General features: G+C 71.6%; 4 protein-coding genes. All 4 read right to left on the reverse strand.

The window, feature by feature from the left end; genetic code table 11:
- Positions 1–69: 69 nt before the first annotated feature.
- The 4 genes from B4U46_RS11670 to B4U46_RS11685 all read right to left on the reverse strand — a co-directional run bounded on the left by B4U46_RS11670 (position 70) and on the right by B4U46_RS11685 (position 13320).
- On the reverse strand, positions 70–603 hold the full coding sequence (locus B4U46_RS11670) for a flavin reductase family protein (protein WP_269467132.1): 534 nt from the start codon (positions 601–603) through the stop codon (positions 70–72).
- Positions 600–1733 (reverse strand): LLM class flavin-dependent oxidoreductase, encoded by a 1134-nt coding sequence (locus tag B4U46_RS11675; protein ID WP_079426679.1) that lies wholly within the window; start codon positions 1731–1733, stop codon positions 600–602. Before B4U46_RS11675 ends, B4U46_RS11670 begins: the two co-directional genes overlap by 4 nt.
- A 62-nt stretch (positions 1734–1795) precedes the next feature.
- Positions 1796–9991, reverse strand: coding sequence for a hybrid non-ribosomal peptide synthetase/type I polyketide synthase (locus B4U46_RS11680; RefSeq protein ID WP_079426682.1), 8196 nt, complete (start codon positions 9989–9991; stop codon positions 1796–1798).
- Positions 9988–13320, reverse strand: coding sequence for a type I polyketide synthase (locus B4U46_RS11685; RefSeq protein ID WP_079426685.1), 3333 nt, complete (start codon positions 13318–13320; stop codon positions 9988–9990). Before B4U46_RS11685 ends, B4U46_RS11680 begins: the two co-directional genes overlap by 4 nt.

Consider the following 13320-nt stretch of genomic DNA (forward strand, 5'->3'; position numbering starts at 1 on the left):
TTGGAACGGGCGCGAACGCCCCCGGCCACTTCGCGTGGGACCTGGGGCAGTCACACCCGCCTCACACCCTCATGGCTGCGCGGCGGTGCACGTGTGGAATCCGCGCTGGTACCAGAGGAGGGGATCGCCCAGGTCGGCCGGATCCCCGGACCCGGCCTCCACCACCGCCCCGACCAGCAGGTCGTGGTCACCCACCGGGATGACGTCGGTCGTGACGCACCGGTAGCGGGCATGCGCATCCGGCAGGCACGGCAGCTCCGAACCCGGCCAAGGCCTGAAGTCACCAGCCGCAAAACGGTCCACGCCGTGAGTGGCGAACCGGGTGGCCACCTCGCGGTGCCGGCTGCCGAGGACGTTCACCACGAACTCGGGTGCCGCGATCAGCGCCTCGTGGCAGCTCGACGTCCGCGAGATACCCACCGTCAGCAGGGGCGGCTCCAGGGAGGCCGAGCTCACCGAGCTGGCGGTGAACCCCCACGGGCGGCCCGTCTCGTCCCGCACCGTGACGATGGTGATCGGCGCCGCCAGCTGGGACATGGCCTCCCGGAACGCGGGCCCGTCGAGCAACGGGCCCGCGTACGAGGTCACCGCCTGCGCAGTCACGACCGTCCCGCGGCTGCCGCCTGGGCCGCCTCCTTGGCCTGAGCGGCGAAGTCGTCCTTACGTTCGGCGACCCACCGCTGCGAGGCGCGCAGACCCTCGAGAGAACCGTTGAAGTGCGGTACGACGTAGCGGGCCAGCAGTTCGAAGCTGTGCTTGACCTGCTCCCGGGTGGCCCAGTCATGGGTGTTGACCAGAAGGGTGCCGAAGCCGCCGCTCTCGTCCAGCAGCCGCTGGATGGCCTCGATGGCGTCCTCGACCGTGCCGATGATCACGGTCTGCTGCTCGGCGCACTCGTCGATCTCCCGGCCTTCCTGAAGGGTGGCAGGAGCCCCGAAGGTGTCCCGCACGTACTCCCGGTACCAGCGGCTCATCCCAGGCCTCACCTGGGCAAAGGCCTCCTCGCGGGTCTCGGCGAGGTGGATGCAGATGGCGACGCGCCACTTCGAGCGGTCCACCGTCTTGCCATTCTTGGCGGCCTCGTCCTCAGCCGCCTCCCACAGGTTGGCCAGGGGCAGGTCGGGCATTCCGGGCCGGCCGGCGAACGTGAGGGAGCCGAGGCCGTGCTGCCCCGCGAGGCGCATGCCCCGCTCGGAGCCGGCGCTCGCCACGCACATGTCGAAGCAGGGCTTGGTGTAAGGGCGGAGCTGGAGCATCGCGTCGCGCAGTTCGAACCAGTCGGTCTTGCGGGTGACCGGCTCCATTCCGGTCAGCAGGGGGACCAGGGCGTCGACGGCCTCGGCCATCATGCGGCGCTGGTCACCCACCGAGATACCGAGCATGTGGGCGTCGGCGGGTGCGACACCCGCACCCATGCCGAAGATCACCCGGCCGCGGCTCTGGTGGTCGAGCTGCACCATCCGCTCCGCGACCGTGAGCGGGTGGTGGTACGGAAGGCTGACCACACCGGTGCCCAGCTTGATGGTCCGCGTGCGCTCGGCGGCCGCAGCCAGGAACAGCTCCGGAGAAGCGATCTGCGACCAGCCTCCGGAGTGGTGCTCACCCACCCAGACCTCGTCGAGACCGAGCACGTCCAGCCACTCGATCAGGTCGAGGTTGCGCCAGAAGACCGTGGTGGGCTCCTCGCCGAGGCCGTGGAAAGGGGCCATGAACGCGCCGAATTTGAGACTCATGGTGTCGTCTTCCTTCGTGTGTGCCGGGCGTGTTGTCGCCGGGTGTTCTTCGTGGTCGGGGTTCATCGGGTGGGGACGGATGGCGGCTTCTCCTCCAGGGCGGTGCGCAGTTCGGCGGCCAGGGTGGCCAAGTGGGGGCGGCGCATCGCGGTGTAGTGGTCGCCCGGGACGTCGCGGATCACTGATCCTGCACCCGGGCACAGGGCCAGCCACTGCCCGGCGGTCTCGGTGGAGGCGCCGCCGTCGGCTGCTCTGAGGAACACGACCCGGCCTTCGTAGGGACGCGGCTCGTGCGTCACCAGCGCGCGGGAGTTGGCGCAGAACCGGCTGACGATCCCGCCGAGGGTGCGGACGTCGATGTCCGGGGGCAGCACGCCGGCGCGTACCGCCTCCGTGTGCAGGGCCTCCAGCGGCGAGCGTCCCCCGTCGCCGCGGAACAGGTCCCCGTCCGGTGTCCAGTCCTGGTCGGCGAGGCCTGCCAGGTCGCGGGCGAACCACGCGAGGAGTGCGGACTCGTCCACGAGCGTGTCGTGCGGGCCGGGCGGCTCCAGCAGGTCGATCACCGCCACGAGTTCGACGTCCCGTCCGGCCTCGGTCAGCAGCCGGGCCAGCTCCAGGGCGATGACACCGCCCATGGACCAGCCGCCCAGGCGCAGAGGCCCTTCGGGCGCCGCACCGGTGACGGACCGGGCGTAATGGACCGCCAGTTCCTGGATGCTCTCCAGCGGCACACCATCGTCGGTGTCGGGCACCTGGAGGCCGTAGAAGGGCTGGTCGGAGTCAAGGAGCGAGGCCAGTTCGGCGTAGCACAGGACGTCGCCGCCGACCGGGTGGACGAAGAACAGCGGCGGTCGGCCGCCTTCGGGCCGGATCGGTACGAGGGCGGAGCGCCGGGTGTCGGCGTCCCCGTCACGCAGGGCTTCCGCGAGCTGCTCGATCGTGGGGTGGGCGAAGAGCGTGGACAGGGGCAGCGCATGGCCGAACACGTCATGGATGCGCGCCATCACGCGCACGGCGAGCAGGGAGTCGCCGCCGAGGTCGAAGAAGTTCGCGGTCACGCCGATGGGCCGCGTCTCGAAGAACTCCTCCCAGATCGCTGCGAGCCTCCTCTCCGTCCCGTTGCGCGGCACCACCGCTCCGGGCCCGTCCGTGAGGCCCTCGTCGGGTGCGGGCAGCGCGGCCCGGTCCACCTTGCCGTTGGCACTGAGCGGCAGCTCGTCGAGGACGAGGATGCGCTGCGGGACAAGGTAGTCGGGCAGTTCCCGCCGCAGGGCGTCCTCCAGGCCGGCGGCTTCCAGCGTGTGGCCGTCGTCGGCCACGGCGTAACCGATCAGGCGCTTGCCCTCGTGGCGTGCGCCGAGGGCGGTGACGGCAGCAGCCCGGACGCCGGGCATCCGCAGCAGAGCGGCCTCGATCTCGCCCAGCTCGATCCGGTAGCCCTGGACCTTGACCTGGAAGTCCTCGCGGCCCAGGAACTCGATCGTGCCGTCGGGCAGGTAGCGTCCGAGGTCGCCGGTGCGGTACAGCCGCTCTCCGGTCGCAGGGTGGCGCACGAACGCGGCCCGGGTCTTCGCATCGTCACCCAGGTAGCCGCGGGCGAGCCCGGTGCCGGCGATGTACAGCTGGCCCGGTACCCAGGCCGGGCAGGGCTGGAAGGCCTCGTTCAGGACGTGGAAGCGCTGGTTGAGCATGGGCGTGCCGTACGGGATGCTCGGCCAGGCCGGATCGACCTCGCCGATCGGATAGAGGATCGACCAGATGGAGGCCTCGGTGGCCCCGCCGAGGCTCCAGATCGCGGCGTCCGGGGCGATCCGGCGGATCCGGTCGGGCAGGGTGACCGGGATCCAGTCGCCGCTCATCATGACGGTCCGCAGCGGTACGTCGGCGGCGGACGCGAGCACGTGCTCGGTGAACATCTCCATCAGCGTGGGCACGGTGTTCCACACGGTGACGTGGTGCTCGGCGACCAGCTCCGCCCAGCGTGCGGGCTCCCGGTGGGCAGAGGGCTCGGGCAGGACGACCACGCCGCCCGCGCCGAGGAGCCCGAACACGTCGTACACCGACAGGTCGAAGTTGAGCGCCGACAGGGCGAGCACCCGGTCGTCGGCAGTGACGCCGAAGCGGTCGTTGACGTCGCGGACGGTGTTCAGGGCGCTGCCATGCTCGATCATCACGCCCTTGGGCTGACCCGTTGACCCGGACGTGTAGATCACATACGCCAGTTCGTCCGGCGTGGTGCCCGCCGGGGGAAGTGGTTCGGTTCCGTGAGCATCCGCGTCGGGCCCGTCGACACTGAGGACGGCCATGCCCTCGGGCCAGGCGGTCACCTCGTGCACCCGCGACTGGGTCAGCACCAGGGAAACTCCGGCCCCGGCGAGGAGCAGCCGGAGCCGCTCCGCGGGCACGCCCGCGTCGATGGGTACGTAAGCGGCACCGGACTTGAGGACGCCGAAGCAGGCCGCGATCTGCTCCCATCCCTTCTCCATCACGATCGCTACGAGCGTCCCGGACCCGGCGCCCCGCTCGCGCAGCCAGCGGTCGAGCCGGTTGGACAGGCCGTCCAGTTCACCGTAGGTGAGGGTGCGTCCGGGTGCGATGACCGCCGGCCGATCGGGCTGCTCTCCCGCGCGGGCGACGAAGCCGTCATGGAGCAGGCCTTCGGGTACCGGGGCGGCTGTGGCGTTGACCGCCTCCCGCGTGCGCAGGTCGGTCTCGGGGGCGAGGACGGGTGAGGGACGGCCCCACGCGTTCTCGTCGTCGCACAGCTCGTTCAGCACGCCGACGTATGCGGTGAACATGGCGTCGGCCATCCCGGGCGGGAAGAGTTCGTCCACGGAGTCCCAGTTGACGGTGAGGCCGCCCGCGTCCTCCAGAACCTGGTGGTCCAGCCATACCTGGGGGGTGCGCACCGAGCTCCACCGCTCTTCGCCGCTCTCCCCCATCGAGACGATGGGGTGGGACAGGCTGGTGGCGGCGCCGGGGTTCTCCTTCGCCCCGAAATTGACGGTGCTGGCGAAGACGATGGGCATGGTGGCGGGGGCGGAGTTGCGCTGGGACCGGTTCAGCTCGCGGAGCACCCGCACACCGCTGACCTGACTGTTCTCCAGGTCGCTCCAGAGCTGCTTCTGCAGTCTTCCGGCCCGGACGCGGAAGCCGTCGGTCGCCGTGCTGTCCACTTCCAGGAGGGTGGTGGCGGTGAAGTTGCCGACGATTCCGGCGACCTGCGGATGGAGGGGCTGGCGGTTGAAGAACAGGATGTTCAACGTGAACCGGCTGGACTTGCTCCATGCCGCGATGACCTGCGCGTAGGCCGTGCACACGGCGGCCGAGGGGGTGACCCCGGCTGCGGCGGCGCGTTCCTTGAACCGGGTCCATGCCTCCGCGTCGAGACGTGCCGCGCGGTGGGTGAACTCCGGGCGCGCCAGCGACGCGGGGTTCTTCGCGAGCGGCAGTTCTGGGGCGGGCGGCAACGTCTTGATGCGGTCGCGCCAGTAATCGAGCGCTCGGCGGAACCGGGGGGTGTCCTCCAGCTCGCGGCTGGCGAGGACGTAGTCCCGGAAGGTGACGGGCAGTTCGGCCAGTTCGGCTCCGTCGCCGTGGTAGGCCCGCGCCCACTCGTCGAACACGACGCCGGTGCTCCACGCGTCCATGACCAGGGCGTCCATGCCGAGGTGCAAGCGGGTGGTGTGCTCGTCGAGCAGGGTGGCTCTGATGTCGAACATCGGCCAGCTGGCCGCGTCCAGCACCTGGTGCTTCATCTCCTCGTGCACGGCGTCGAGATGGGAGCGGCGCGCTTCCTCGCCGCGACCGCGCAGGTCGACGCTGCGTATGTCGTACGCCGGCACGTGGGGCAGTACCCGCTGGAGGCCGTCGGGGGTGACCACCGCGCGCAGCATGTCGTGGCGGGCGACCACGGTGTTCCACGCTTCGGCGACGCGCGACAGGTCGACGCCGACGAGGTCGACCTCCAGATAGAAGTAGGTGGAGATACGGCCGAGCGGCAGGGCGTCGGAGCGGCCGACGAGGTATGCCTGCTGGAGGTCGGTCAGGCCGAAGGGGTCATGGCGGCCGACGGGGTCGTGCACGAGGAGCGGTAGGGGCTCCTCCTTCTCGGGCAGCGGTGCCTGGGCGGTCTCGGCCGCCGACGGCGTGTCCCCTGGAGCGGGGGCGGTCAGGTCCAGCATCGGCAGGATGTGCTCCCCCAGCCCTGCGATGCTGCTGCCGTCGAGGAAGGCCACCAGCGGAAGGGTGACACCCAGCTCGGCCGAGAGCGCGTCCTTGAGTTCGAGGGCCATCAGCGAGTCCAGGCCCAGGTTCTGCAGCGGTTCGTAGGGGTCGAGCGCGGTGGCATCGGTGCGCAGAGCCCTGGCCACGGCCCTCAGCAGCAGGGCGCGGAGTGCGGCGGGACGCTCCACGGCGCCGGCCCGGTCGATCTCATCGAGGCCGGAGGTCGCGGCGGGCAACGGGGCCGCGACCGGCAGGGCGGCGGCGACGGGCAGTGCAGCGGCGACGGGCTCCGCCCCGCGCGCCCTCGCGGAGTCTCGCAGCACGGTGGAGCGCACGGCGCGCTTGGCGTAGACCCCGGTCGCCTCGACCACGCTTCCGCCGTCGGCGTCCGTGACCCGTACGTCGGCGATGAGCATGGCGGAGGGATCAGAGGCGGGTGAAAGGGTTGCGTGGCAGTACAGCGGTCCCGGCCCTGTCTGCTCGTGGAAGACGAAGCGGTCGATGCCGACCAGGGCGTACACGGCATCGGCGGGGCTGTCGGCGGGCAGGCAGGCGAACAGCGTCTGGAACAGCGCGTCCGTCAGGCCGGGGTGCAGCAGGTAGCGGTCGGTCTCGCCCGCCTCCGGCAGCCTCATGCGCGCCACGGCCTCGCCGTCGGCGCTCCACACCCGGTCGATCCACTGGGCGGCCGGCCCCAGGTAGAGCTTGCGCCGCCACAGCCGCTGGTAGAAGTCGCGACCCGACAGCTCGGTGCCGAGCCGGCGGCGGGTTTCCTCCTCGTGTGCGGTGGCGGAGCGGGGCGCGGCCAGAGCCGGTTCGCGACGCACCGTGCCACGGGAGTGCAACACCCATTCCCCGGTCTCGTCACCCCCCGGTGCGGCGGCGAAGTAGCGGAAGGCCGCGCCCTCTCCCGCGTCGGGATCGAGAACGAGCTGGACGGGGCGGGGCACGCCCGGGTCCAGGACGAGGCTCTGGAGGACGAGCAGCCCCTCGACCACCAGGGCGCCGGGGCCTCGCAGCTGCCGGGCGGCCGTGAAGACGGAGTCGAGGTAGACGCCGACGTTGACGACGGGCAGGCCGTCCATCACACAGTCGCCCAGACAGCCGTGCTGGTCGGGGTCGAGCAGCGACGCGTACTGGATGGTGTCGAGCGGTGAGGGGACCCGACGGCCCAGCAGACTTCCGTCGGCGGGGAGGGCCCGGGCCCCGTGAGCCGGCGGGGCGGCAGGAGCGGCCGGCGGCAGGGCACTCGGGCGGAACCAGTGGCGCTCGCGCTGGAAGGGGTAGAACGGCACGTCCGCGCGGCGGCGTCCGCGTCCCTCTTCGTACCCCGGCCAGTTGATGGCGAAGCCCTCGGCGTAGAGGCCGCCCAGGCTCTCCAGGAGGACGGCCGTGTCGTCCTGCCCACGCCTCAGCGACGGCAGGAACCGGGCGGCTGGTGTCTCGTCCCCGGACGTGGACCCGGCGGCCGGGGCGAACCGCTTCGCCATGCCCAGCAGGGTGGGGGCCGGCCCCATCTCGAGGAACGTCCGGTGGCCCTGCTCGTACAGGGCCGTCATCCCGTCGTGGAAGCGAACCGTCCGGCGGGCGTGCTCGCGCAGGTAGCGGGCGGTCACCGGCTCGGTCAGGATCGCGCCGGTGACATTGGAGATCACGGGGATGCGGGGTGCCGCGAACGTGACGCGGGCGGCCTCCTCCTCGAATGCGTCGAGCATCGGGTCCATCAGCGGGGAGTGGAAGGCCCGGGTGGTGGCCACCGGCTTGTTGCGCACGCTCTGCCGTCCCAGAGCCGCGACCAGCTCCTCGACCGCCTCCCGGGCGCCGGAGACGACCACGCTCTCGGGCCCGTTCACGGCAGCGAGCGACACCCGTCCTCCGCATGCGGCCAACGCTCCGGCGACGCGTTCCTCGGAAGCGAAGACGGCGGCCATGGCAGCCGGATCGGCGAGCTCCTGCATGAGCCGGCCCCTCACGGCGGCGAGCCTCAGTCCGTCCTCCGGCGTAAGCACGCCGGCCACGCACAGGGCCACCAGCTCGCCCACGCTGTGCCCCAGCACGGCGGCGGGCTCGACGCCCCAGGAGCGCCACAGCTCGGCCAGCGCGTACTCGACGGCGAACAGCGCGGGCTGGGTGTAGCGGGTCTCGTGGATCAGCCCCTCGTCGCCGGGTGCGGGATCGAGGATCTCGGTGAGGGGGCGGCCCAGCAGCGGGCGCAGTACCTCGTCGCAGGCGTTGATCCGGTCACGGAAAACGGGTTCGGTGGCGTAGAGGCCGCGGGCCATCCCGGGGTACTGGGCGCCCTGTCCGGTGAACAGGAACACCGCCTCCGGGCGGGCTCCGGTCCTCGCGTGCCCGATGTTCACCCCGGGCGGCGCCACCGCGCCATCCGTTGCCGCGAGGGTTTCGGCGATGCGTTCGCGCAGCTGGGCGGGAGTCGCTCCGGTCACCGCCAGACGGTGGGGGAAGTGGAAGCGGCCGGTGGCGGCACTGAAGCAGATGTCGGCCAGTTCGCCGTCCGGGGCTGCGGCAAGCCTGTCCAGGTAGCGGGCGGCGAGCGCGGTGAGCGCGGCAGGGGTCTTCGCCGACAGCGCCAGTAGGTGAACGGGTCGTTCCGAGGCGGCCGACGGCGTCCGAGGGGCGTCCGGGGCCTGCTCCAGCAGGACGTGGGCGTTGGTGCCGCTCGCCCCGAATGAGCTGACCCCGGCGAGCCGCGGCTCGTCGTGTGCGGGCCAGGCTGTGGGCTCCGTCGGAACGGCCACCTCCAGGTCCTCGATGCCGATCTCCGGGTTGATCTCGGTCAGGTGCAGATGGGGCGGGATCTCCCCCTGCCGCATGGCCAGGACCGTTTTGATCAGTCCGGCGATGCCCGCTGCCGGCTCCAGGTGCCCCACGTTGGTCTTGACGGAGCCGACCAGCAGCGCCCCGCGGCCGTCCCGCTCGCCCAGCACGGCGGCGAGGGAGCGCAGCTCGATGGGGTCGCCGAGGGGAGTTCCGGTGCCGTGCGCCTCGATGTAGTCCACGCGCGACGGGGGAAGGCCCGCAGCGGAGAGTGCCCGGCGGACGACGTCCTGCTGGGCCGCCGGGTTGGGCACCGTGAGCCCGCTGCTGCGCCCGTCGTGGTTGACGGCGGAGCCGCGGATCACTGCGAGCACCCGGTCGCCGGCCGCGAGGGCGTCGGAGAGGCGCTTGAGCACGATCACGCCGCAGCCCTCGCCGCGGGCGTAACCGTCCGCTGCCTTGTCGAAGGTCTTGCACGCTCCGTCGGGGGACAGCGCGTGCGTCTTGCCGAGGACGACGAACGACTCGGGCGACAGCAGCACGTTGACGCCGCCGGCCAGCGCCGTCGTGCAGTCCCCGGCCCGCAGGCTCTGGCAGGCGAGGTGCACGCCGACCAGCGACGACGAGCAAGAGGTGTCCACGGACAGGCTGGGGCCGGTCAGGCCGAGCCAGTACGAGAGCCGTCCGGCGCCGAAAGTGGAGGCGTTGCTGGTGGCGTAGTAGGCCTCCAGATCGGCCGGGGAGACCTGCTGGATCTGCACCTGGGCGTAATCGTGGTTGGTGACGCCGAGGAAGACTCCGGTGCGGGTGCCGGTGAGCCGCTCGTTGGCGATGCCGGCGTCCTCCAGGGCCTCCCAGCCGACCTCGAGGAGGAGCCGCTGCTGTGGGTCGAGTGACTCCGCCTCGCGGCGGGAGATCCCGAAGAACGCGGCGTCGAACCCGTCGATGTCGTCCAGGAACCCGCCCTTGCGGGTGTACGACGTTCCGGGGGTCTCACCCGTAGCGTCGTAATAGCGATCCACGTCCCAGCGCGAGGCGGGCACGTCGGTGATGCCGTCACCGCCGCGTCGCAGGAACTCCCAGAAGGAAGCGGGGGTTTCGACACCGCCGGGCATCCGGCAGGCCATGCCCACGATGGCGATCGGCTCGCTGCCGGTGCGCCGGGCCGATTCCAGCTCGGCACGCAGCCGGCGTATCTGAAGAACGCTCTGCGCGAGGACCTGACGCTGGTCGTGGTCGGTGGTCTCGGTCATTCGGAACTCCCTGCGGCACGGTCTGCGGCGCGGATCTCGTCGGCGAGGATGGCCAGGAGCTCCTGCTCGGTCAGGCCGTCCACATCGTGGTCGTGGGCGTTGTCGGCGGATGCGGCGAACGGGGCGGCTTCGGTGTCGTACGGGGTAGGCGGGACCTCGGCGGCAGGCGTTTCGTCCAGGTCCGGGCCGACGAGGGCCGTGAGGTGGGTGGAGAGCCCCTCCACGGTGGGGTGCTCGAACATCACGGCCGTCGTCAGTGCCAGGCCGAGGGCGTTCTCCAGCCGTTTGCGGACCTGGGTGGCCAGGAGCGAGTCCATGCCCATCTGGAAGAAGCCGGTCTGCGGGTCGATGCGCGAGACGTGGAAGCCGAGCACGTCGGCGACGGTTCCCACGACGAGGCGGTAGACGTCGGCGGGCGCGGTCACGGGCTCCGGAGCACGGTCCGCCGGACCGGACACGGGTACCGGCTCGGGCTCCGGTCGCGGCTCGGCTGCCCGCGCGGAGCCGGGCTCGGTGCCGGGTTCAGCGGGTGTACGGAACCAGAAGCTCTCGTGCTGCCAGGCGTAGGCGGGCAGCGGCACCGCCGGTGCGGGGCCGTCGAACAGATGGTCCAGCGGTACGGCGAGTCCATTCGCGTGGAGGGCGCCGAGGCCCTCCAGCAGGGCTTGTGCCTCCGGCTCTGCACGCCTCATGGAAGGCAGGGCCAGGCCTTCGCGTCCCGACCGCTCCAGGGCCTGCTCGACGGCGGACAGCAGCAACGGGTGCGGGCTCAGCTCGACGAACACGCCATTGTCCTGCTCCACGAGGTCCTGCATCCCCTGCCAGAACAGCACGGGCTCGCGGAGGTTGCGGTACCAGTACGCGGCGTCGAACTCCGACCCGTCCGTCAGCTTCCCGGCGACGGTGGAGAAGATGGGGACGGCCGACGGCTTCGGTGCCAGTCCGGCCAGCCCCTCCAGCAGGTCCTCCCGCAGCCGGTCCACCTGCGGGCCGTGCCCGGCCACGGTGTTCTTCATCGACCGGCAGAAGACATTGCGTTCGCGCAGCGTCGTCGCGAGCGTCTCCAGCGTCTCGGTGTCACCGGACAGCACCGTCGAGGTGGGGCTGTTGGACACGGCCACCGCCACGCGTTCGCGACAGCCGTCAAGGAGCGCGTCGGCCTCGTCCATCGGCAGGCCCACCACCAGCAGGCTGCCGGAGCCGTGCAGCCGGCCGAGCAGTCCGCTGCGCACGTGGATCACTCGGGCCGCATCCTCCAGCGTGAGGGCTCCCGCGACATGCGCGGCGGCGATCTCACCGGTGCTGTGACCGACGACGACGTCCGGTTCGACGCCGAAGGAGCGCCAGCGCGCGGCGAGGGCGACGGCGACGGTGAACAGGGCGGGTTGGATGATCTCCAGGTCCGTGGTCAGCGTGTCGGTGTCGGTCCGGTGGATCTCATCGATGACGGACCGCCCCAGGAGCCGCCGGAAGGTCTCGTCGCACTCCTCTGCGGCGGAGCGGAAGACGGCGCAGTCACGCATCAGCTCACGTCCCATGCCGAGGCGCTGGGAGCCGTGCCCGGCGAAGACGAAGGCGGTTCCGCGGCCGAGGGGACGGGTCGTGCGTCCGATGACGCCCCCGGTGAACTCATTGCCGTCGAGCCAGGCGGTGAGCCGGTCGGCGGCCTGTGCGTGGGAGTCGGCGACGACTACGCAGCGGTGCGGGTGCTGCGTCCTGCGCACGGCGGCGGCGTGGGCCAGGGCGGGGAACGGCACGGTCTGCCCCGCCGGTGAGCGCAGGTGCTCGCGGTAGGCGGCGGCCATCGGCGCGAGTGCGTCGGCGGTGCGCGCGGTGATCGTCAGCAGGCGCAGACCGCCTTGGCTTCCGCTGCCGGGCTCTGCATCGTGGCCTGCGGCCACGGCCGCGGGCGCGGGCCCGAGGACGACATGCGCGTTGGTGCCCCCGGCGCCGAAGGCGCTCACTGCGGCGTGCCGCCGGTCGTCGGACACCTTCCACGGCTGCGGCTCGGTCGGGACGAACAGCCGGCTGCCGTCGAGGGAGATGTGCGGGTTGAGCGCTTCGAGGTGCAGGTTGGGCGCGATGGCACGGTGGTGGATGCTCAGGGCGGCCTTCAGGAGGCCTGCGATGCCGGAACCCGCCTCCAGATGACCGATGTTGGTCTTCACGGAACCGAGGGCGCAGGCGTCCTGGCCCTCGGCGCCCTCACCACTGCCCCCGGCACCCGGCCGGCCGTAGACCTCGTTGAGCGCCTCGACCTCGATCGGGTCCCCGAGCGCCGTTCCCGTCCCGTGCGCTTCGAGGAGCGTGACCTGGGAGGGCTCAAGGCGGGCGGCGCGCAGAGCAGAGGATATGACCTCGCGCTGGGAGACGCCGTTGGGGGCGGTCAGTCCGTTGGTCAGCCCGTCCTGGTTGACGGCGGAGCCTCGGACGACGGCCCAGATCCTGTCCCCCGCCGCGAGCGCGTCGGACAGCCGCTTGAGGACAACGACCCCGACGCCTTCGCCGCGCACGTAGCCGTCGGCGCGGGAGTCGAAGGTCTTGCAGCGGCCGTCCGGGGCGAGCGCGCCGATCTTGGCGAAGCCCACCATCGGCATCGGCGACAGGACCAGGTTCAGCCCGCCGACCACGGCGGTCTCGCACTCCTGGCCACGCAGGCTCTGTGCGGCCAGGTGCAGGGCCACCAGGGAGGACGAGCAGGCCGTGTCCACGACGAGGCTGGGACCCCGCAGGTCGAAGAGGTACGACAGACGGTTGGGTATCAGGGAGTTCGCCCCGCCCGCAGAGGTGTACGTGTCGATCCCCTGGGGCCGCTGGAACTGCATCTGGAGGTAGTCGGAGGAGTTGGCCCCGACGAACACGCCGGTGTTGCTGCCCTGGACGGCCTCACGCGTCAGCCCTGCGTCCTCCCACGCCTCCCAGGCGACCTCCAGGAAGATCCGCTGCTGCGGGTCCATCTGGGCGGCCTCGCGCGGGGATATTCCGAAGAAGTACGGGTCGAAGCGGTCCACGCCGTCAATGAAGCCCCCGTGCCGCGCGTACATCCGCCCGGGGGCGTCCGGGTCGGGATCGTAGTACGCGGCCTGGTCCCAACGGGTGGGCGGAACCTCGGTGATGGCGTCCGTTCCGCTCTCCAGGAGCCGCCACAGAGCGTCGGGGGAGTTCGCGCCGCCCGGGAACCGGCACCCCATGCCGATGATCGCGATGCCCTCACGCTTGGCGTTCTCCAGCGAGTCGACCTTCCTGCGCAGGTCACGGACTGCTGCGAGGGCCCTGGTCAGCGTGGACCCGGCGGCAGCCGCGGGGTCCGGTGTGCTGGGGCTGCTCAT

The sequence above is a fragment of the Streptomyces katrae genome (assembly GCF_002028425.1).
In the GTDB taxonomy this organism is placed as follows: Bacteria; Actinomycetota; Actinomycetes; order Streptomycetales; family Streptomycetaceae; genus Streptomyces; species Streptomyces katrae_A.